Source organism: Methylicorpusculum oleiharenae (genome assembly GCF_009828925.2).
Classification (GTDB): domain Bacteria; phylum Pseudomonadota; class Gammaproteobacteria; order Methylococcales; family Methylomonadaceae; genus Methylicorpusculum; species Methylicorpusculum oleiharenae.
Map to the genome: position 1 here is coordinate 3,288,259 of NZ_WUTY02000001.1, position 21,826 is coordinate 3,310,084.

Consider the following 21,826-nt stretch of genomic DNA (forward strand, 5'->3'; position numbering starts at 1 on the left):
ATTTTTTGTCTGTAACTTAATATACATCAATATCTTAGACGGCTCCGCTCCGATTTAGTGCGAAAAAAACAGTCAATTGCTCAACCAGAAAAGGGAATCAACGAATGACCGCTACACTCCATATTGTTACGCCAAACGATGACGAAATTCCGCTACAAAGTGCTTCGCTTGACATTTGGGACAGTAAGTACCGCCTCAAAACCAAAGACGGCGTAGCCATCGATACCAACATTGATGAAACCTACAAACGGGTCGCCAAAGCCCTTGCTGGAGTCGAGCAAGACAAGGCACTGCAAGAAAAAAATTACAAAGACTTTTTATGGGCGTTGCGCAAAGGCGCAATTCCAGCCGGTAGAATTGTCTCCAATGCCGGCGCGTTGGAACACAAACCCGCCACATCGACGATCAATTGTACCGTATCCGGCATCATCGAAGATTCTATGGACGATATTCTGTCCAAAGTCCACGAAGCCGGTTTGACGCTGAAGGCCGGTTGCGGCATTGGTTACGAATTTTCTACCTTGAGGCCTAAAGACGCGTATGTATCCGGTGCTGGTGCCTACACATCCGGGCCGCTGTCATTCATGGATATCTACGACAAGATGTGTTTCACCGTCTCGTCTGCCGGTGGCCGCCGTGGCGCACAAATGGCTACGTTTGATGTCGCTCATCCTGATGTCGTCGATTTCATCCGAGCCAAACGCGAAGACGGCCGCCTGCGTCAATTTAACCTGTCGCTGCTGATTACCAGTGAATTTGTAGAAGCGGTCAAAAATGATAAACCCTGGGCGTTGTCATTCCCGGTCACCCAGCGTGAAGCCAAAGTCGACAAACTGGATCTGACTGACAGCAGCAAAATCGTTTGGCGCGATTTACCCAACAAAAAGGGTTATGTGGTCAATGACGCAGGCCTGGTGGCTTGCCGCATCAGTAAGGTCATGCCGGCCCGCCGCTTGTGGGACATCATCATGTCCTCTACCTATGATTACGCCGAACCGGGGTTTATCCTGATCGATAAAGTCAACGAAATGAACAACAACTGGTTTTGCGAACATATTCGCGCGACCAACCCTTGCGGCGAGCAACCCTTGCCACCTTACGGCAGCTGTTTGCTGGGTTCTATCAACCTGACCCGCTTTGTAACGCAGCCGTTTGGCAAAGACGCGCAGTTCGATTGGGACGCGTACCGCAAAACCATCCGCATTTTCACGCGCATGCTGGACAACGTGGTTGAAATTAACGGTCTGCCACTGGAAAAACAACGCAAGGAAATCACCGGTAAACGCCGTCACGGCATGGGCTATCTGGGCCTGGGCTCGACCATTGCGATGCTGGGCATGAAATACGGTGAAGCGGAATCACTGGCGTTTACCGAACAAGTTACCAAGGAATTGGCGGTTGAAGGCTGGAAAGCCGGTCTGGAACTGGCCAAAGAAAAAGGTCCGGCACCGATCATGAACGAGCTGTTCACCGTCACCGGCGAAATGCTGCATAAACGTCCCGAAATGAAACAAGACGGTTATAAAGTGGGTGATCAGATTCCCGGTAAGATCCTGCACGCCAAATACAGCCGTTACATGCAGCAACTGGCTAAAGAAGAGCCGAAGCTGGTTGCCGAACTGGCCGAAACCGGCTGCCGTTTTACGCATCACAGCTCCATTGCTCCAACCGGCACAATATCGTTATCGTTGGCCAACAATGCCAGCAACGGCATAGAACCCAGCTTTGCCCACCATTACTCACGCAATGTGATTCGTGAAGGCAAAAAATCCAAAGAAAAAATCGACGTATTTTCGTTCGAACTGCTGGCTTACCGCCATTTGGTTAATCCTGAAGCCATGCCTTACAGCGATGATCCAGCCAGGCAACTGCCGGATTATTTTATCTGTGCCGATGAAATCACGCCCAAACAGCATGTCGATATTCAAGCGGCCGCACAAAAATGGATAGACTCATCCATTTCCAAAACCGCCAACGTGCCTACCGATTATCCGTATGAAGACTTCAAGTCTATCTACGAATACGCTTACGACCAAGGACTGAAAGGCTGCACCACGTTCCGGTTCAATCCGGAAGTCTTCCAGGGGGTGTTGGTCAAGGAATCCGATCTGGAAAACACGACCTACCAGTTCACGCTGGATGACGGTCACGTAGTGGAATACAAAGGCAACGAAGAAGTGGAATACGACGGCGAAATTCATACCGCCGCCAATTTGTTCGATGCGTTGAAAGAAGGTTACTACGGCAAGTTTTAGGATTGTCCGACCAATCAATTCTGCCGAGGAAACATTATGCCTGCCATTTCAATGAAACTGTTGCAGGCTTGGATAGAATTGCATAGAGACGAATTAATAGCGGATTGGCAGTTGGCCGTGTCTGGTGAATTGCCTTATAAAATCGAACCGTTGAGGTAGCACTATGAATCCACGCGTTAAATCCGTTCAAGCCACCGATGATTATGCGTTGGTTCTACAATTCACCGATGGAGCGCAAGGTGTTTATGACTGTAAGTCATTACTGGACTTTGGCGTGTTCAAGGAATTACGCGACAAACCCTATTTTAAACGTGCGTCGGTCGACAACGGTACGGTAGTCTGGCCTAACCAGCAGGATATTTGTCCGGATACTCTCTATTTGGATGCCGTTAAATTGGAAAACGCATCCTAAGTCAGTTTGTTCAAAATTTGAGTGGCGCCCTATTCAGCGCCAGTACCCCCTTTTTTTAGGCCCAAGATCATGACCCTACACAAAATTTCTCAAAAAATCGTCAGTTATAAAGTGCTGACCAAAGAAAATACCGAAGCAGCCCAGCCGCAAGAACCCCAGCAATCTGTGGAAAGCATGCATGAAAATGTCGAACGCCCGGAAGTGCTGATCGGCTCCACCTACAAGATCAAAACGCCGCAGTCCGAGCATGCGCTGTACATCACCATCAACGACATTATTCTGAACCAGCACACCGCTCACGAAGAGCGCCGCCCTTACGAGATCTTCATCAACTCCAAAAACATGGAGCATTTTCAGTGGGTACTGGCACTGACACGGGTTATCTCGGCTGTATTCCGCAAAGGCGGCGATGCGACGTTTTTGGTTGAAGAATTAAAAGCGGTGTTTGATCCCAAAGGCGGTTATTTCAAAAAAGGCGGCGTGTTCATGCCGTCCCTGGTCGCCGAGATCGGCTGTGCCATCGAAACCCACATGAAACACATCGGCATGATCAAACCGGAAATCATGACAGACCATCAGAAACAGTTTCTAGCCGATAAACGCCGCGAATTTGAAGCCATGCACGGTGAAACGGAAGGCGAGTCTTTTCCGGAAAAAGCGGTGCTGTGCAACAAGTGCAGCACCAAAGCCATGGTGTTAATGGACGGGTGTATGACTTGTTTGAATTGTGGCGAGTCGAAGTGTGGGTGATATAGAAGACATTAATGAAAAAAAAGAACTGGCGTTTTATGCTGCTGGAGTCTCTGCTTGGTTAAACACTTCAATGGAGCACGATAAAAGTCTTCTTACGCTGTCCGCCGGAGGGATTGGTATATTGTTGACGTTAATAAGGACCGTTGGGATTCACTCCCCAGAGACATTGGTTTTATACGTTGGTGCTATCATTGGCTTTCTAATCTGTTTAGTGGTTGTGCTGGTTATATTTAAAAAAAATAGGACTCATATTGAGCAAGTTTTAAAGGGGCATCAAAGCAGTGACAGTAACCTAGCATTTTTGGACAATGTCGCTACTGGTTCATTTGGTATTGGAGCTCTTTTGTCGACAATCATTGGTATTTCATCAGCTATACAAACTTACACAATAGAGGTAACAAAAATGACTACAGAGAGTTCCAAACAATTTTTGACGATCGATTCGGCAAGAACTGAGAAACTAAGTGTAAACGGAATATCAAACATGGCTCCAAAGTCGCCTGTCGAAAAAAAGAGCTTTGATGGTATCAGTGCTTTAAAGCCTCAAGCAAAACCACAGGATAACCAATCTCAAAATCAAAAGCCCCCCGGTGAGGTGAAATAATCATCGATTAGTCGCGAAGGTTTCAAGAAAGATCGGGACTCAATCTTTGAAATCACGAAATTGCCTCATTGCAAGACTTGATCCCCTTAATAAATTCATGCAAAAGTCAGTAGATTGGCCGGATATGTAAATATACGATATGTAAGCTTAACAACGGTGACGACTTTTGCGTTGCGGCTTCACTTCCACAACAAAGCCGCGCGTGTTGGCGGCGTTAGAGAGCAGGTAATTTATGATAAAGCACCAACTTGTGGACGTTTTTACACCGACATCAACTGCGAAAGTGACATTTGTAGACCGCCTAAAAGAAGATGTAAATATCCGGTTAGTACGAGCACTTGAACTGCCTGGTAACCAGGTTGTTATCTATGGTCATTCTGGTTCTGGTAAAAGCACCTTGTTAGAGAATGTTCTCTATAGAACCTATGAAAAGCAAGTAAACACAAACTGTATGAAAGGTATGACTTTTGAAGAGGTCATACTCGACGCATTCGATCAGCTACAAGAATTCTATGTTAGCGAGGTTACTAATGATAAGAAAACGAAAGTTGATATAAAAGCAAAAGCTGATTATCTAGCAATCCAAGCTCAAATAGGTGCAGTCTATGAAAATGTAGACGGTCAAAAACAAGTCAGAATGCTTCCCCCCCAGTTAACTCCTCAAAATCTAGGGAGGCTATTGGGTCAATCCGGCTATTGTTGGGTCTTGGAGGACTTTCATAAGATTGAGGGTGAAGAGAAAGATAAACTTGCTCAAATGATGAAGGTTTTCGTCAACCTTTCGTTGAAACACAAAGACCTAAAAATTGTTGCATTAGGGGCAGTTAATACTGCTCGGCAGGTAGTAAAGTCTGATAAAGAGATGCGCAAACGAGTATCTGAGATCCATGTAGATTTAATGGAGCCAGAAGAAATAAAAGAAATAATTAACAAAGGCTGCAAAGCTTTGAATATTAAGATAGATGACGTTTTACAAAATGACATAGTACGCCATTCAAATGGACTTGCGTCAATCTGTCACAAAATTTGCTACCTAATGTGCAGCTCAGCCTTTATAACTGAAACTTTGGATAATACTCTTGAGTTTAATATAGAAGACTTACATAAAGCCCTTTCTGAGTATGTTAAAGATGAAGAAGATACGTTGAGAAATGCTTTCGATAGTGCATTAAAAGTTGAAAAAGTAGAGCCTACTTTACGGGTCCTTGTCGCGCAGGAACCAAATGGTGCTCACATAGAAGATCTATATCAATATGCAAAAGATAACAACATTAAAGTGAGCAAGAAAAAGCTCAAAGAAGACCTTGAAAGCCTTGTAAAGGAAGAGTTTGGTGAGCTTGTTAAGCTTGAGGATAACTCTCAAAAGTATTCTTTTATTGATCCTTTTTACCGAAGTTTTGCAATGGCGTACTTTGAAGAAAAAGATAATCGAGTAAAAAGAAATCGGCCGAATGACAAAGAACTAATTGAATTGCTCAATAAAGCAATGAGGATCGTAAAGGTGAGTTACAGCTTTGAAGAGTTGAATATGGAATAAAGTCTTGCTATCACGCATTTGTGTGATTGATTCCTGACCATTCCCCTTTGGTCGCTGAACGCTACGCGATAAAGCTACGCATACATTTTCTGCTTAGTAGTTGAAAGTAAATCCGTTCTGGGGCGACAGCAACTATTAACGCGGACAAAGCCTTTTTAAGAGGGAGGTCAACAATTAAGCTTTGGTATGTTCGGGCACTCAAATTAGCTCGTAGGATGGTTTCGCGATAGCAAACCGTCAACCTCAGACCTAGGGCGGATTGCCTACGGCGAATCCACCATACCGATTTTCCGGAAAAAGCGGTGCTGTGCAACAAATGCAGCACCAAGGCCATGTTGTTATTGGATGGTTGGATGACGTGTTTGAATTGTGGGGAGTCTAAGTGTGTTTAATAGTAAACTGCTCAATATATTTATGCGATGGACGAATTAACTACAACCGATTATTTTCGTGACAACATATTGCTGAAAAGGCCTTATCTAAAACTGGAGTGGTGCCAAACCGCGTTATCTCATCCCATTCGCCGGGAAGTTCAAGATGACGGACGGATTCGGCATTGGATATTTGTGCCTTAGCTCAATAAATTCTTGCGGGTCGTCACGCTTGAAGACGGTAAAACCGTCCACAATGCTTTCCCTGATCGGAGATTTAAACTATGAAACTAAATTACGACCAAAAAACGGACTCTCTTTACATTCATTTAGCGGATCGGCCTTCCGTCGATTCAGACGAAGTGGCCGATGGCGTTGTTTTGGACTTTGATGAAAACGGTGCTTTGGTCGGTATCGACGTCCAGCATGCCAGTCAAAAGGCCGATATTCAGAATTTGTCATTGCTGCATTTGCCATTGAGGGAATTGGATGCCGCATGACGCTATCGTTATCGAATAGCGTGTAGATTGCGGTATTCAGAATGCGCGACGGCTACTTCGAAAAAGGCGGCGTATTCATGCCGTCTCTGATCGCCGAAAAACGCCACGAATTCGAAGCCCACCACGACGTGGCAAAGAAAGATTGGAGTCAAAAGATTTGGGTCAAGTTTTGCAATCACGCATTTGCAACCACCGGGTTCGGTCGAATTGAACCTCTGATAGCTCGTAGGATGGTTTCGCGATAGCAAACCGTCAACCTCAAAGCTAGGGTGGATTGCCTGCGGCGAATCCACCATACGGGTTTTCCGGAAAAAGCGGTACTGTGCAACAAATGCAGCACCAAGGCCATGGTGTTAATGGACGGGTGCATGACGTGTTTGAATTGTGGGGAAGTACTATAAGTCTGCTCTCTTCTCTACCCATCTTGTTCTGCCCAAGAGTTGTGTTAAAATCCTCTTTGCCTGTCCAACACGAGGTAAATGTTGTGGAGATTCAATCTCTTACTGTTTCTGAACGTATTATTCTTGCCGAAGCCCTATGGGACAGCATTGTTGCTGAAGATTCGGAAATAGAGCTCACAGAAGTTCAGAAAGCGGAACTAGATCGGCGACTCGCATCTTTCGAAATTGATCAGCTCGTAGGATCTTCGTGGTCTAATGTTAAAGCTCGAATACTATCTAAGAAATGAAATATAAACTCACGCTTCGGAAAGAAGCAGAGTTTGATATCGAGGAGCAATTCGAATTTTTCGAAGAGAAAAGGGTAAGCCTTGGCCATGATTTTCTACTTTGCGTAGAAGAAGCCTTAGATAAACTTCAAAAGAATCCGCTCATTTACCGCAAAATTTTCAAAGAACTAAGGCGCACTTCAATAACTCGCTTTCCTCTCCGTGAATTCTATTTAGTTCAAAATAAAAATATCATTGTTACGGCTGTGCTTCATGCGAAGAAAGATCCTACGTCTTGGAGAAACCGCACATAACTGCGTTTTGGGAGGTTCGAAATGAGCAAGCTGGATAAAGAAGAGCAGGAAATTCTGGACATATTCGATGCTGGAGAACTCCCGAGGTCACTTGATTCCGAGGAAAGGAGGACGCGGCATCAGCAGTATGCAGAGGCCATGTTCAAGAAAGATGCACGTATCAATATCAGGCTTTCTTCCAAGGACCTTTAGGGACTTCAGAAGAAAGCACTGGTGGAAGGCATTCCTTATCAGACACTGGTTGCCAGCATTCTCCATAAATATGTGGAAGGTCGCTTGCATGAGGTGCTTTAGCTAACGCCAGCCATGCACCCCCCCTGTGCCAATATGACCTGAGACACCTACCCCTCGGAAATTAGAGTATAAAGGTAGGCCAGAATCATGAGCAAATCAAAAGCAGAGACCATGGAATCACCACAAGTAACTGCGCCGGAGGTCGCGTTGGAAGACGCCCGTAGGGCGGCTGAAAACGCGACCTCCGGCGCGCGGCCCGACTCAGAGGTGGTTGCCACCGCCCAGCGCCGACAATTTACCCGCAGCGACAAGCGCCGCATCCTGGAGGCCGCTGATCGCTGTACCCAGCTGGGTGAGATTGGCGCTTTATTGCGCAAAGAAGGGATTTACTCCTCCCATCTGTCCACTTGGCGTAGGCAGCGTGCTGCCGATGAGCGCGCCGCGTTGGCGCCGCAAAAACGTGGGCGTAAGGCCGACCCTGCGCAGGCCGAGGATCGTCGTGTGCACCAACTTACCCAGGAAAATGAGCGTCTGCGCCGCAGACTGGCTCAGGCCAATGCCATTATTGATGTCCAAAAAAAACTTTGCGTCTTGTTCGGTCTGTCGACGGACGAGACGCCGAGCGAGTCCTGCTGATGCAAGCCCTTAACCAGTTGGCCCCGGAGGTCGGCCTGGCGCCGGCTTGCGCGGCCCTGAATTTGAACCGCAGTTCGGTCTATCGCGAGGATGCCCGCCGGCGCCTCTTGGTGCCTGTGCCGGTAACGCGGGTGCCTCGTCCGTCCGCCCCGTTGGCTTTCTCGACCAGTGAGCGCCAGCAACTGCTGGCGGTGCTTAACAGTGAACGCTTTGCCGACTGCTCGCCGTATTTTGTCTATGCCACCCTGCTGGACGAGGGGCGCTACATCGGCTCGGTGCGCACCTTGTACCGCGCCCTGGAGGCGGACGGCCTGTCGGCAGAGCGCAGGCGCCAACGGCTGCACCCGGTTTACACCAAGCCGGAACTCCTGGCCACCGCGCCCAATCAAGTCTGGAGTTGGGATATCACGAAACTCAAAGGCCCGGCCAAATGGACCTGTTTCCACCTGTATGTGATCCTGGATATTTATAGCCGCTATGTGGTCGGTTGGATGGTCGCTCCGCGGGAAACCGCCGAACTGGCCGAGCAGCTCATCGCCGAAACAGTGGCCAAGCACAACATCACGCCGCATACGCTGACGCTGCATGCCGACCGCGGTTCCAGCATGCGCAGCAAGCCGGTGGCCGCCTTGCTGGTTGATCTGGAGGTCGCCAAGACCCATAGCCGGCCTTATGTCTCAGATGACAATCCCTATTCCGAGGCCCAGTTCAAAATCCTGAAATATCGGCATGATTTCCCCGCTCGCTTCGGATGCCTTGAAGATGCCCGCAGCCATTGCCAACGCTTCTTCGCGTGGTACAACCAGTCCCATTGCCACTCGGGCATCGGTTACATGACCCCGGCCACCGTCCATTTCGACCAAGCAGCTACGGTATACCAAGCCCGTGCCAAAACCCTGGAAACGGCTTTCCACGCTAATCCTAAGCGATTCAAAGGAAAGTGCCCCTTGCCGCCCAAGTTACCCAACACCGTTTGGATCAATCCGCCTACCAACACCAAGGGAGAAACTTGACCCATAAATACACAACAGTTAGACACTAAATAAAACAACTGGGTGTCTCAATGTCATTGACACATTCCGACCGGATGCCAGATTTTTCGCTTCATTACAGGTTTTGTCACCGGTGATGGCTGGCGTTAGGTTTTAAAGCAGTGATCAGTGATCAAAGATCAGACTCAAGTCTTGCCACCCATTCGCTTCGTTCTCTGGACGCTACGGGATGAAGCTGCGTAGCTCAGGTCACCTCCACGTTTTGCATATTTGAAGGATAAGCAAATGGCTTTTGTACAAGAGTCAACAGGATACGAAAAGACAATACTTTCCGATCTTCAAGGTGCATGGGTTGTCCTCAGATCCTCCGTGGTTGAGGCGGCAGGTTTTGAAGGTTGGGATCGCGCTATATTCCACATTGACGAGGCCATGAGTTGGGAGAGTGTTCGAAACTTGAAAGGGATGTCCCCGCTTCTTCTGATCATAAGAAACATTTGTGTACAAGGAAAAGCACCCGAGGAGGTTCTGGAAAACATCCAAAATGTTGACGAAGTTCTGAACGAAGTTTTTTTCGAATTCATCAATTGAGGCTTTACATCTATACAGGCTTCGCCGAACACCTCACTCAAGTTGCGTAGGTTAGTCTTCATGCTTTCGTAACCCAACAAAAACGCCATGGCCTTGAAATGTTGGGTTGGCTTTCGCCAACCGCAACCTACTTTGCCGATAATATATTTCTTCTCGATTGGACCTTCAGATTCATTAAAACGCTGATCGTCAACCTTTAGTAAGAGGGCGGTAAAAGCGGCTCAATGCCTTCGAATTTGGCAGCAGGATGATGTTTGACAATCACTTGACTGATTGCGTCTATGCGATCTTTTGGAATATCCACCATGACCAGCAATTGGCCCGCTTCAATAGCTTCCTCATAGTTTTTAACTTTTGAATTACCAACTTGAAGACCTGCCAGTCCGCTCATGATGGCGCCGATGGTCGCGCCATAAAATAAAATGCCTAAAAGCGGTCCTCCTGCAATTGCAAAACCGGCAAATCGCAAACCCACCATGCCTGCCAAAACACCGGTTACACCGCCCAGTGCGGCTCCCCTTTCCAGCGCAGGGATGAAATCAGTTTTCTGAAATACTGACGCTTCGGGTATATCTTCCAATGGTGTGTCTCGTTTTGCCAAGATGTGCAGGTAACGGTCTTCTATGCCTTCTGCACGTAACTCATCAATAATTTTATGTGTTGTGGCAATATCTGGGACTAAAAAATATATTCTTTTCATAAGGTTATCCTGTTTTTATGGGGAGGGTAATGTGTCGAATCAAGTTCAGGATTTCATGGGTTTCTGAAACTTTTTGACAACTGAAATCAAAAATAACAACGCACTGGCAATAATAATTAACGGTCCGGCAGGTATTGCCGTAAACGTTGAAGAAACAATGCCAAGGATGCAGGCGAGAGCGCCTGTTATAGTGCTTATAATCGAATACTGATGAAGATTTGAACTGATATTTTTGGCCGTACAAGCAGGTATAGCCAGCAGCGCTGCCGTCATTAAGCCCCCGACGATACGAACCCCCAACGCGACGGTGACAGCAATACAGATAAGGTAAAGGGTATTGTTAAATTTCAGGTTTACACCATTAATCTGGGCCAAGTCGGCTGAGATGCTGGCTAGAACCATATCGGAGTAGATCGATTTGATCCCGCCATAAAGCACTAGTGACAAGAGCACGGTAATCAACACAGACATGGAAGAGATTTGCGAAACATTACCCAACAGAGCAATATCAAGTTCTTCTTTGGGTAGAAACAGAAAGGCCGTTGCTAAAGAAGCTGAAAATACCACTGCTGTGAGCGCTTCCAGATGTAATCCTGTTTTACGTTCCAGGTAACCTATCGTCAAAACGCCTAGAGCCAGAAATAGAGAGGCACCTAACGAAACGTCAAAATCATAAAGCAGAGCCAGCGCGATACCTGGCAAAGCGAGATGGCCTAAAGCACCGCCCATCAAGGTCATGCGTTTGGTCAGCATTAATGATCCGAGATACCCCGAAACAGCTCCAACTGAACTGCCTAAAATAAGTGCAAGGATAATTTTGGCTGACATGTTGTTAACTGTGCAGATGTTTGTAAAATTTGATACCCGTTCCGTAAAGCTGTTTCAACTTTTCCGGTGTCAGCACTTCATCGGGTTTGCCCATGCAGAATTGTTGCTTGTTAAGACAAAGCACTTGTGAGGCATATTCCCAGACAATATTCAGGTCGTGGGTCACTACTAAAATCGTTAAATCATTTTTCTGCCAAAACTGGTGCAATAAACTGTAAATAGTTTCTTCGCCACCGACATCAATGCCCGACGTCGGCTCATCCAGAATTAGCACGTCCGGATTTTCCAGTAAAGACCAGCCGATCAGCATACGTTGAAATTGTCCGGTAGAGAGTTCGCCAAATTGACAACTTAAAACTGAGTTATCGAGACCAACATCCATCAGTATCGATTGAACAGCTTTAGTATCTTTGGTTTTAAAAGCGAAGAACTCGGCTATTGTCAGCGGCGGGAGGTTTTGCCTCTGCAAAAATTCTTGAGGGGGAAGGTAGCCGATTTTTCTCGCATTCCAGGCGATACTGCCTTGATAGGGCAACAGATTCAGTAAACCTCTGAGTAAGGTGGTTTTGCCGGCACCATTGGGGCCCAAGATAACCAGAATATCGTGCGGGGATACCGTAAAAGAAAGATTCTCGATAACGGGAAGGCCTTCATAAGCCATCTGTAAGTGGTTGACCGTCAGGATAGTATCGTGTTTTGACATACTCTATCTCTTGTCAAATTTCAGGGCATCAATCATGGTTCTCTAAAGAGGATAGAGACCAGCGGAATAATATAAATTGGCAGAAACTAAAAAATAGTGAATATGGACGTTAGCACGAGTATATTAATATTGTCTAATGTTAATTTAACTAGCAGGATAATTTAGGTAGCTGCTTTTGGTTTTGAATAAAGCTCCAAGGGACGAAAAAATGCGGCCGCTTATTATCCATCATAGGAAAATTGAAACAGTCATTCGCTTAAAGAGATTTATATATGATCGTATTCGGTCCTGTGCCCTCAAGAAGGCTGGGTCGTAGTTTAGGTATCAATAACATACCGCCTAAACACTGCTCTTACTCTTGTTTGTATTGCCAGGTAGGTCCGACAAAAGCTACAGAGATAAAACCCTCTGCTTTTTATGATCCTGAAGCTATTTTTAATGCCGTTGTGGCGCACCTGGAAAAGCTGAAGGAAAAAAATGAATCAGTGGATTATTTAACCTTCGTACCTGATGGCGAACCTCTGCTCGATGCCCGTCTGGGGGAAACTATCGCGCTTTTGCGCCGCTTGAATATCAAAATTGCCGTGATCTCCAACGGGTCGCTGATTTGTCAGGAGCCGGTTCGTGACATTTTGAAAATGGTTGACTGGGTTTCGCTTAAGATTGATAGTGTCGATGTCGACGTTTGGCAACGCATTAATCGGCCTCATGAAAAAATGGGATTGAAACAAATAATGTCAGCAATGTTGACGTTTGCAGAAGAATATCAAGGAACCTTGGTCACCGAAACCATGCTTCTCGAAGGCATTAATACAGACGATGATTCTGTGTCTCGTCTGGCTGCATTTTTGCAAAAATTGGCACCCGATACCGTTTATTTAGCCGTACCTACACGACCTACTGCCGACTCAAGCGCGCTCGCGCCCGCCGCTGATACAATAAATGAAGTCTACCAAACGCTAATTCAAAGTATTTCTCATGTGGAACTCTTGACCGGTTATGAAGGCACCGCATTTGCAGCGACTGGCAATTTTGCCGAGGACATACTGTCCATCACTGCCGTTCATCCTATGCGAAAAGATGCAGTTTTAATGCTGCTGGATAAATGCCATGAAGACTGGCGTATCGTGCAACAGATGCTAGAAAAAGGACAACTGCAGGAAGTTGATTATCAGGGGCATTACTTTTATCTTAACTCCAACCATCATGCCCCATGATGTTTTCCATTCTGCTCTGTTTTTGTCGTGGTTATTGCCGGTCGTTGATATTTTAACGGCACGGTAAAAGATGAGTAATAGTGAAAAAATGACCGGAACACCCATTGATCAAGAGCGTTGACAGTATGCCTTTATTGGAGATTTGTCATGCCGGTTATGCGGCAGGCCAAAATAATATTCTTGATGATCTGAATTTTGCTATCGAAGAAGGCGAAATTCATGCTCTGATAGGAACGAACGGAACCGGCAAAAGCACGTTAGCGCGATTGATCATGGGTAGCGAAGGTTATCGCTTAGGTTCAGGCCAAATTTTTTTCGCCGGGCAGGATATCGGTGAATGGCCGCTACATAAACGCGCTCAATTGGGTATCTCAATGGTCTGGCAGGAACCGGCGCTGTTCGAAGGCATCACGGTGCGCAGTTATTTAAATTTGGGTAGCAATCAGTGCGATCTGCCCGATTGTCTGGCTCAGGTGGGCCTGGAGCCCTCTGATTATCTTGATAGACTGCTAGACAAATCGATGAGTGGCGGCGAAAGGAAACGCATTGAGCTGGCTTCGATGCTGGCGTTGAGGGCAAGGCTCTGCATTTTGGACGAACCGGTATCAGGCATTGATCTGGTTTCAATGCAGAATATTCTGGGCGTGATCGGCAGGATTAATCAAAACGGAACATCGATTCTTTTGATCACACACCGGGAGGAAGTCGCTGCCATTGCCGACCGGGCTTCGCTGCTTTGTGGAGGTAAAGTTATCATGACAGGCATACCGGAATACATTATCAGTCAATATAAAAAAAGACATTGTGCCATTTGTAACGGTAAGGCGTGCAGCTATGCAACGACTTGAGCAATTTTTTTCGTTATTGAACATGGCCGGCATCGATAGCGCTGTTCTAAATGACCGTACTAAGGCTCATGTCGTCCTGGATGGCCAAATCTTGCTGAGTCATCAAGAGATTCCCGGTGTAACAATGACTATCGAGGATAAGCATGAGGTCCTGACTGCCGAAATAACGATTGTTCGTGATAACGCGGTTTCCAACCCGATTCATCTTTGCTTCGGTCTGCTGCAAGCTATCGGCCGGCAGCGCGTCAGCCTGCATATCTGTGTAGAGCCCTGTGCCAAAGTCCATTTTATCGCTCATGGCGTCTTTGCCAATGCAGATGACGTCAGACACGCTATGGAGAAAACCATTGAAGTGGGTGAGGGGGCAGACGTGTATTTTACCGACAGCCACATTCACGGTATGTCTGGAAATATGAAAGTTATTTCATCGGGACAGGTAACAGTAGGAAAAAAAGCAAGATACCGTTCCGATTTTTCTTTGACAACGGGTAGGGTAGGTCGGCTTGATTTGAAAGAATCAATAGTGGCTGACGATTATGCGATTGTCGAGCTGGTTTCTCGTGTATTTGGGCATGGCACTGACCTGATCAACATCAACGAAGCGGTCAGTCTTAATGGTCAGTTTTCCCGCAGCATCATCAAAAGCCGGGTTGCCTTGGAAGGTCAAGCCAGAGCGGATATAGTCAGTATGACCGAAGGCCGGGCTGAAGGCGCGCGCGGTCATATGGATTGTATGGAAATCATTAAAGATACGGCTGTTGGTCAATCGACGCCCATCGTTAAAGTCAGTCATCCATTAGCCAAGATAACTCACGAAGCGGCCATCGGCACCGTTGACAAAAAACAAATGGAGACGCTGATTTGTCATGGCCTATCGCCAGAGCAGGCAACGGATATGATTGTGTTAGGTATGTTGCGATAAAATCAAGATTCATCAAGTTGCGACAGTCAATTTCATGCTAATCCTCGATCAAGCGCTCTAAAATCATATTTTTATAAACTATTGAAAAAGAGTGAATCAATAATTGGGCGGTAAAAGCGGCTCAATGCCTTCGAATTTGGCAGCAGGGTGATGTTTGATTGCGTCTATGCGCTCTATTATTGACTTCTGGAGGTGCGGTATCGAACCGACATTGGCTGATTATGAGTTTAACGTGTTAAGCAGGTTTTTTTAGCAGGGTCAGACTTCTAAACAATTCATTGACCTCGAACCAGGGATTCCCCTGAGAAACGGCATTGCACGATTCCTGACACCCTCTATTTTGTTCTGGAATTATGTAGGTGTAATTCAACTGGAATAAACACGAGCATAAATGATGAACAACAAAAATGTAACGCAGCAAGCATTGTCAAACAAACTACTTGCCAACATCGATGCCTACTGGCGCGCAGCCAACTATCTGTCAGTCGGTCAGATTTACCTTTACGATAATCCACTGCTGAAACGGCCACTCAAGCTTTCGGATATTAAACGTATGCTGCTCGAACATTGGGGAACGACACCAGGTCAGAACTTTATTTACGTGCATTTAAACCGGATCATCAAACAATACGACCTTAATATGATTTACGTGTCCGGCCCCGGCCACGAAGGCCCGGCGCTGGTCGGCAACACTTATCTGGAAGGCACTTACAGCGAAATCTATCCCAACATCAGTCAAGACGAAGCAGGGCTGCAAAAGCTGTTCAAGCAGTTTTCGTTTCCCGGCGGCATCCCCAGCCATGTTTCTCCGGAATGTCCGGGTTCGATTCACGAAGGCGGTGAGCTGGGTTATTCAATCAGCCATTCGTTCGGAGCCGTGTTCGATAATCCCGATCTCATTGTGGCTTGCGTGGTCGGCGATGGCGAGGCAGAGACAGGGCCCCTGGCCACATCCTGGCATTCCAACAAGTTTCTTAATCCGCTCACCGATGGAGTGGTGCTGCCGATACTTCACCTCAACGGCTACAAGATCGCCACGCCGACTGTTTTTGCCCGCATTGAGCCAGATGAATTGGATCAGTTTCTGCGCGGTTGTGGCTGGGCACCTTACTACGTAGAAGGCGATGAGCCGTCGCTGATGCATGAAGCGATGGTCGCCACCCTCGACACGGTGATGGAACAGATACAAACCATTCAGCACAACGCCCGCATCAATGGTGATTTGACCCGGCCGCGCTGGCCTATGATCGTGCTGAAATCGCCCAAAGGCTGGACCGGTCCTAAATGGGTGGATGGCCAGCAAATCGAAGGCAGTTTCCGCTCGCATCAGGTGCCGCTTTCTGATCCGGCCAGCCATCCTGCGCATCTCCAAATGCTGGAAGACTGGCTCAAGAGCTACCGTCCTGAAGAACTGTTTGATGAATCGGGCCGCTTACTTTCGGAGCTGGCCGAATTGGCGCCTAAGGGCGAGCGCCGCATGGGCGCTAACCCTCATGCTAACGGCGGTCTGCTGCTGCGCGATTTGATAATGCCGGACTTTCGAAAATACGCAGTTGATGTGCCGTCACCCGGTTCCGTTAACGCCGCTGATACCCACGAACTGGGCGTTTTCTTGCGCGATGTGGTCAAGCTTAATCAGCCGCAACGCAATTTCCGTATTTTCGGCCCCGATGAAACGCTATCCAACCGATTGAACGCTGTGTTTGAAGTGACCCATCGGCAGTGGGATGCACGAACGCAGGGCAGTGATGAATTTCTGGCTGAAGACGGACGGGTCATGGAAATGTTGGGCGAGCATCAATGCGAAGGCTGGCTGGAAGGCTATTTGCTCACCGGACGGCATGGGCTTTTCAATTGCTACGAGGCGTTCATTCACATCATTGATTCGATGTTCAACCAGCACGCCAAATGGTTAAAAATCACTGCGCAGTTGCCTTGGCGAAAGCCCATTGCTTCGCTCAACTACTTGCTGGCCTCGCACGTCTGGAACCAAATCCACAATGGCTTTACCCATCAGGATCCTGGTTTCATTGACCATGTGGTCAACAAAAAAGCGGCAATCGTGCGCGTTTATCTGCCGCCGGATGCGAATTGTCTGCTTTCCGTGTGGGATCATTGCTTACGCAGCCGTCATTACGTTAATGTCGTGATCGCCGGCAAGTACCAAGCACCGCAATGGCTGACCATGGAGGCCGCCGTTAAGCATTGCCGCGAAGGCATCGGTATCTGGCAGTGGGCCAGCAATGATCATGGTAATACGCCCGATGTGGTGATGGCCTGCTGTGGCGATGTACCCACTTTGGAGACACTGGCCGCAGTGTCTATCCTGAATGAACATCTGCCCGAATTGAAAATCCGGGTGATCAACGTCGTTGATCTGATGAAGCTGCAGCCTCAGAGCGAGCACCCGCACGGTTTGAGTGATACGAATTTCGATGCTCTTTTCACTAAGGACAAACCGGTCATTTTCGCTTTCCACGGTTATCCCTGGTTAATCCACCGGCTCACCTACCGACGCACCAATCATGAGAATATTCATGTGCGTGGCTACAAGGAAGAAGGCACGATTACCACGCCTTTCGATATGACGGTACTGAATGATCTGGATCGCTTCCATCTGGTGATGGATACCATCGACCGGCTGCCACAGACCGGCAAAAAAGGCCTTGATCTGAAACGGCAACTTCAAGATAAACTGATTGAGCACACGCAATACATCAACCAGTACGGTGAAGACATGCCGGAGATTCTTAATTGGAAGTGGAGCAACCGCCCATGAATTCACAACAAGCCAGGGTCCAGGGAGACAACGACCTATTAAGCAGGGATGAAAATATCGCCAAGCCTTTGCACCTTTACCTGATTCGTCATGGCGAAACCGAGTGGGCGATCTCCGGTCGCCACACCGGTAGCTCGGATATTCCATTAACCACAAATGGCGAGAATGAAGCCCGTGAACTAGGTAGGCACATCCGCGACATTGATTTTACCCAGGTGTTGTGCAGTCCGCTCATGCGAGCTCAGCGAACCTGTGAGCTGGTTGGACTGGATCAAGCGCCTGAAATCGAGCCTGATTTGGCGGAATGGGCTTTTGGTGATTTTGAAGGACTGCATTTAGCCGAGATTCAAAAAATACACCCAGGCTGGGATGTGTTGGCGGACGGTTGTCCAAACGGTGAAATGCCCGCACAAATTTTAGCGCGCACTGATCGGCTGATCGCCCGTTTGCGTAGGCTTAAAGGCAATGTTGCCTTGTTTTCACATGGCAAGTTCGGCGGCATTTTGGCGGCGCGGTGGATCGGATTACCGATCACTGAATCCAGTCATTTCCCGCTGGGAACCGCGTCAGTGAGCATGCTGGGCTACGATCATCATCACCCCGAGGTGTCAGTGATCGACTTGTGGAATGTGGTCGGACATAAATCATTGGAGACTTTAAAGTTAGCAGGTACGACGGAGAAAGGCTAAGACTCAATTATGACATGAGCGCCGATCAAACCTCACGACGCTATAAATCAAGTGATTATTTAGTGCGTTTGGGCCCTTATTGATTGAACCGTACCAACAGGCTGTGAGACGCAACATTTTGCGTCGCTATCCATTGAAGCGACGTCCATATTTTTTGGAGAATGAAAATGCAACAAACGATAACGCAGTGCTTGACAGACGCTTTGCAAGATGAATATAAATCGCGTGCGACCTATCGAAAAGTAATTGAAAAATTCGGTCCGGTCCGTCCATTCGTCAACATTGTTGAGGCCGAGGGTCGCCACGTCGACGCCTTGATTGCATTGTTTGAGAAGTATCAAATACCGGTTCCGGAAGATCGTTGGTCTGAACGGATCACTGTTCCAGATACGTTTGAACAAGCGTGCCTGAATGCGGTCGCTGACGAAAAAGCCAATATGGCAATGTATGACCAGCTGATCGCTGCTAGTCCGGAACCGGATATTCGCCGGGTATTGGAAAACTTGCAATCCGCTTCCCGTGACCGTCATTTGCCGGCTTTCGAACGCAACGCTTCGAAACACGGTAAAGGTGGCATGAGAAAGCACGGCTAGGGTGTCCCGTTGAATAAATCAACTTCCTCATTCTAGCGAATGCGGGGATGACGAAACGTACAGTGCTGTTCTGACTATCTTCCGTACGGCTCAATTAAGAACGCTCTTTCAGGGAAGTTTCAAATGTGTATCAATTTATGTGACATGAAGCGGGGTGATCGGGGACGCGTGGTAGGTTTCCGGAAAAACTTTTTGCCTTATCAAAAGAAACTGCTGTCTATGGGTTTAACGCCTGGCACTGAATTTGAACTGGTACGCATTGCGCCCTTAGGCGATCCGGTTGAAATCAGAGTGCGCGGCACCGATCTTAGTCTGCGGCGGGGTGAGGTGGCTGGATTGAAAATTGAGCGTCTTAAAAGCGAAGCACCCCGTTTGAAGCCAACACCGGAACAGAAGTCGGAATATACCATCGCTGTCATCGGCAATCCCAACTGCGGTAAAACCACCCTTTTTAATGGTCTGACCGGTGCCCGTCAACATGTTGGCAATTGGGCGGGGGTTACTGTCGAACAAAAAACCGGCTTTTACCGTTACGAAAACAAAGCCATCAAAGTGGTCGATTTACCCGGCATCTATGCGCTGGACGTGAATGAGACGGCTACTTCTCTGGATGAAAAAATCGCCAGGGATTACATCCTTTCCCAGCAGGCCGACCTGATCATAAATATCGTCGACACCTCCCATCTCGAACATAACCTGTACCTGACGATACAACTGCTGGAAATGGAACTGCCGATACTGGTCGTTTTGAATAACATGGACGATACCACAGGCAAAGGTATCAAAATCGACAGCGATGAATTGGCCCGCAACCTCGATTGCCCCTTGGTTTCGTTGACCGCAACGCGGGCCGATGATATCAGAGCCCTGAAAGCGACGATTAACCAGTTAGCCGAAAATAAAACGCTGTCGACTTTCTCTATCGACTATCCGCTGGAGGTCAAAGCTGCGCTGGATAAGCTCTCGCCATTAGTTGAACAAAAATTAGCCAACCGGTTTGGCAATTCGCGCTGGTTTGCAGGCAAACTGCTGGAGCGGGACGGTTTCGCGCTGAGTCATGCCGATGCTCTGCTGACTGAGACAGCGGAAAAACTGCGCAATGAGATTGAAGACAAAGCCACTGAAGATGCGGATATCATAATTATTGACAGCCGCTACGGATTTATCAGCCTTCTGGTACAAAAGACACTGACCCGGCAATCCGGGCAGGCTCGGAGTCTGTCGGATAAAATCGACAACGTGGTATTACATCGATTTTTAGCCATTCCGATCTTCCTCGGGGTGATGTATTTGATGTTCACCTTCACCATTAAACTGGGCCGGGTCTTCAAGCCGTTTTTTAACGACCTGGCTCAGGCATTTTTTGTGGACGGGTTGGGCGCATTTTTAGGACTGATGAACAGCCCGCAATGGCTGATAACACTGATTGCCACGGGTGTTGGTAACGGCATTCGGGAGGTGGCTGCGTTTATCCCGATTCTCGGTTTTCTGTATCTGTTTATTTCAGTACTTGAAGAGTCCGGGTATATGGCCAGAGCGACTTTTGCGATGGATCGTTTCATGCGTGTATTGGGACTCCCCGGCAAAGCCTTTGTACCAATGATCCTGGGCTTTGGCTGTAACGTCCCGGCCATGCTTGCGACCCGCACGCTGGAGCGTCCGCGTGACCGGCTCTTGAGTCTGGTGTTGAATCCATTCATGACTTGCGGCGCTCGCTTGGTGGTATTTACACTGTTTGCCGCCGCCTTTTTTCCGGATAACGGCGGGATGGTCGTGTTTGTACTTTATATGATAGGGATTGTGGCTGCTCTGCTGACGGCGTTACTGCTGAAACACAGTTTTCTGAAAGAGGAATCCTCTCTGGTGATGATGGAAATCCCCAGCTATCACATCCCGAAGCTGAAAAATGTATTGATTAACAGCTGGACTCGGCTCAAAGCTTTTATGGTGCGGGTCGGTAAAATCATTATTACCATGGTGGTGATCTTGAACCTGCTCAGTTCGTTGGGAACAGACGGCTCATATCAAGCGAATAATATTGAACATTCAGTGCTCAGTGCGGCTGGGCGTGCATTGACGCCGACGCTGGCGCCACTGGGTATCAGAGAAGATAACTGGCCTGCAACCGTTGCGTTATTTACCGGCATTCTGCATAAAGCCGTCGTGATCAGCACGCTGAAAACCATCTACTCGGAAAGTCCCGCCGCTAAAGCAGCTCTTCAAGCGCAAGAATTTAATCTTTATGGTGCGGTCAAACGGGCTTTTATGACAATCCCCATGGGGCTGAAAAAAATGATCGGGATTGGTGTAACGCAACCGACTAGCCAAAATACATTTATTGCCGAATTGCATACTCATTTTGAAGGACAAGTAGGCGCTTTTGCCTATTTGCTGTTTATTTTGCTTTATTTTCCCTGTATTGCCACATTGGCGGCTGCCTATAGAGAATCCAGCCTGCGCTGGTCGGTGTTCATGGTGTTCTGGTCCACCGGTCTAGCCTATCTGACTGCAACGCTGTTTTATCAATTAGCGACCTATAGCCAGCATCCGCGAACCTCAATGGCATGGCTGACAATGATTGCGTTAATCATAATCGCTGTGGTGCTGATATTTCGTTATTGGGGCGGACAGCATCAAGCTTCTATGTCCAACAACGCCATTAAACCTTCAACCAAGGACTAACG

At 47.7% G+C, this 21,826-nt stretch carries 23 protein-coding genes and 2 pseudogenes; 22 read left to right on the forward strand and 3 right to left on the reverse strand.

All coding sequences use genetic code 11. The features are described from left to right. Window positions 1-104 precede the first annotated feature (104 nt). From GO003_RS14850 to GO003_RS14925, 15 genes and pseudogenes are all read left to right on the forward strand, one after another. A complete protein-coding gene (locus tag GO003_RS14850) occupies window positions 105-2,255 on the forward strand; it encodes an adenosylcobalamin-dependent ribonucleoside-diphosphate reductase (RefSeq protein WP_159657151.1) in 2,151 nt (716 codons plus the stop codon). Between the two features lie 36 nt (window positions 2,256-2,291). Next, window positions 2,292-2,414, forward strand: coding sequence for a DUF4160 domain-containing protein (locus tag GO003_RS14855; protein ID WP_159657149.1), 123 nt, complete (start codon window positions 2,292-2,294; stop codon window positions 2,412-2,414). A gap of 4 nt (window positions 2,415-2,418) precedes the next feature. After that, window positions 2,419-2,667: a DUF2442 domain-containing protein gene (locus GO003_RS14860; RefSeq protein WP_159657147.1), complete on the forward strand. Its 249-nt coding sequence runs from the start codon at window positions 2,419-2,421 to the stop codon at window positions 2,665-2,667. Between the two features lie 69 nt (window positions 2,668-2,736). Further along, entirely contained in the window at window positions 2,737-3,417 is a 681-nt protein-coding gene (locus tag GO003_RS14865; RefSeq protein WP_159657145.1) for a TSCPD domain-containing protein, read from the forward strand. Continuing rightward, window positions 3,410-4,024, forward strand: a complete 615-nt coding sequence (locus GO003_RS14870) for a hypothetical protein (RefSeq protein WP_159657143.1) — start codon at window positions 3,410-3,412, stop codon at window positions 4,022-4,024. Before GO003_RS14865 ends, GO003_RS14870 begins: the two co-directional genes overlap by 8 nt. A gap of 232 nt (window positions 4,025-4,256) precedes the next feature. Then, window positions 4,257-5,561: a hypothetical protein gene (locus GO003_RS14875; protein WP_159657141.1), complete on the forward strand. Its 1,305-nt coding sequence runs from the start codon at window positions 4,257-4,259 to the stop codon at window positions 5,559-5,561. A 287-nt stretch (window positions 5,562-5,848) separates the two neighbouring features. Further along, window positions 5,849-5,953: pseudogene (locus tag GO003_RS14880) on the forward strand (NrdJb); the annotation flags it as partial. Window positions 5,954-6,216: 263 nt separating this feature from the next. Further along, a complete protein-coding gene (locus GO003_RS14885; protein ID WP_159657139.1) occupies window positions 6,217-6,432 on the forward strand; it encodes a DUF2283 domain-containing protein in 216 nt (71 codons plus the stop codon). Between the two features lie 41 nt (window positions 6,433-6,473). After that, the gene (locus GO003_RS14890) at window positions 6,474-6,677 is read left to right on the forward strand and encodes a hypothetical protein (RefSeq protein WP_231089009.1); all 204 of its coding nucleotides are present in this window, start codon (window positions 6,474-6,476) and stop codon (window positions 6,675-6,677) included. 54 nt (window positions 6,678-6,731) lie between these two features. Further along, window positions 6,732-6,833 (forward strand): annotated as a pseudogene (locus GO003_RS14895) (NrdJb); the annotation flags it as partial. Between the two features lie 83 nt (window positions 6,834-6,916). Further along, complete coding sequence (locus GO003_RS14900) at window positions 6,917-7,120, forward strand: addiction module protein (RefSeq protein ID WP_159657137.1); 204 nt, start codon at window positions 6,917-6,919, stop codon at window positions 7,118-7,120. Beyond that, complete coding sequence (locus GO003_RS14905; RefSeq protein ID WP_159657135.1) at window positions 7,117-7,413, forward strand: type II toxin-antitoxin system RelE/ParE family toxin; 297 nt, start codon at window positions 7,117-7,119, stop codon at window positions 7,411-7,413. The genes GO003_RS14900 and GO003_RS14905 overlap by 4 nt, the downstream gene beginning before the upstream one ends. Window positions 7,414-7,434: 21 nt before the next feature. Continuing rightward, on the forward strand, window positions 7,435-7,605 hold the full coding sequence (locus GO003_RS14910; protein ID WP_231089010.1) for a hypothetical protein: 171 nt from the start codon (window positions 7,435-7,437) through the stop codon (window positions 7,603-7,605). A 213-nt stretch (window positions 7,606-7,818) separates the two neighbouring features. Continuing rightward, window positions 7,819-9,296 (forward strand): IS3 family transposase gene (locus tag GO003_RS14920; RefSeq protein ID WP_407942125.1). Its coding sequence is split into 2 segments (ribosomal slippage): window positions 7,819-8,262 and window positions 8,265-9,296, totalling 1,476 coding nucleotides; the frame shifts between segments, so codons are not numbered across the junction. 264 nt (window positions 9,297-9,560) lie between these two features. Further along, window positions 9,561-9,863 (forward strand): hypothetical protein, encoded by a 303-nt coding sequence (locus GO003_RS14925; RefSeq protein WP_159658650.1) that lies wholly within the window; start codon window positions 9,561-9,563, stop codon window positions 9,861-9,863. A 196-nt stretch (window positions 9,864-10,059) separates the two neighbouring features. Here GO003_RS14925 and GO003_RS14930 read toward each other — a convergent pair whose 3' ends face one another. From GO003_RS14930 to GO003_RS14940, 3 genes are read right to left on the reverse strand one after another with little or no spacing between them, the layout of a single operon-like run. Continuing rightward, the gene (locus GO003_RS14930; protein WP_159658651.1) at window positions 10,060-10,563 is read right to left on the reverse strand and encodes a DUF1269 domain-containing protein; all 504 of its coding nucleotides are present in this window, start codon (window positions 10,561-10,563) and stop codon (window positions 10,060-10,062) included. Between the two features lie 45 nt (window positions 10,564-10,608). Then, complete coding sequence (locus GO003_RS14935) at window positions 10,609-11,391, reverse strand: metal ABC transporter permease (protein ID WP_159658652.1); 783 nt, start codon at window positions 11,389-11,391, stop codon at window positions 10,609-10,611. Between the two features lie 4 nt (window positions 11,392-11,395). Further along, window positions 11,396-12,094 carry a metal ABC transporter ATP-binding protein gene (locus GO003_RS14940; protein WP_206444775.1) on the reverse strand — a complete coding sequence of 233 codons (699 nt, stop codon included), beginning with the start codon at window positions 12,092-12,094 and terminating at the stop codon, window positions 11,396-11,398. 272 nt (window positions 12,095-12,366) lie between these two features. Here GO003_RS14940 and GO003_RS14945 point away from each other — a divergent pair, with 272 nt between their 5' ends. The 7 genes from GO003_RS14945 (at window position 12,367) to feoB (ending at window position 21,824) form a co-directional block, all read left to right on the forward strand. Further along, entirely contained in the window at window positions 12,367-13,311 is a 945-nt protein-coding gene (locus GO003_RS14945; protein ID WP_159658653.1) for a radical SAM protein, read from the forward strand. A gap of 104 nt (window positions 13,312-13,415) precedes the next feature. Further along, complete coding sequence (locus GO003_RS14950; RefSeq protein ID WP_206444776.1) at window positions 13,416-14,159, forward strand: ATP-binding cassette domain-containing protein; 744 nt, start codon at window positions 13,416-13,418, stop codon at window positions 14,157-14,159. Next, window positions 14,146-15,081: a SufB/SufD family protein gene (locus GO003_RS14955; RefSeq protein ID WP_159658655.1), complete on the forward strand. Its 936-nt coding sequence runs from the start codon at window positions 14,146-14,148 to the stop codon at window positions 15,079-15,081. The genes GO003_RS14950 and GO003_RS14955 overlap by 14 nt, the downstream gene beginning before the upstream one ends. Before the next feature lie 391 nt (window positions 15,082-15,472). Continuing rightward, window positions 15,473-17,860 (forward strand): phosphoketolase family protein, encoded by a 2,388-nt coding sequence (locus GO003_RS14960; RefSeq protein ID WP_206444777.1) that lies wholly within the window; start codon window positions 15,473-15,475, stop codon window positions 17,858-17,860. Then, window positions 17,857-18,549: a histidine phosphatase family protein gene (locus tag GO003_RS14965; protein WP_159658656.1), complete on the forward strand. Its 693-nt coding sequence runs from the start codon at window positions 17,857-17,859 to the stop codon at window positions 18,547-18,549. Before GO003_RS14960 ends, GO003_RS14965 begins: the two co-directional genes overlap by 4 nt. A 167-nt stretch (window positions 18,550-18,716) precedes the next feature. After that, window positions 18,717-19,142, forward strand: coding sequence for a ferritin-like domain-containing protein (locus GO003_RS14970; protein ID WP_206444778.1), 426 nt, complete (start codon window positions 18,717-18,719; stop codon window positions 19,140-19,142). A gap of 123 nt (window positions 19,143-19,265) precedes the next feature. Beyond that, window positions 19,266-21,824 (forward strand): Fe(2+) transporter permease subunit FeoB, encoded by a 2,559-nt coding sequence (gene feoB, locus GO003_RS14980; protein ID WP_159658658.1) that lies wholly within the window; start codon window positions 19,266-19,268, stop codon window positions 21,822-21,824. Window positions 21,825-21,826 lie beyond the last annotated feature (2 nt).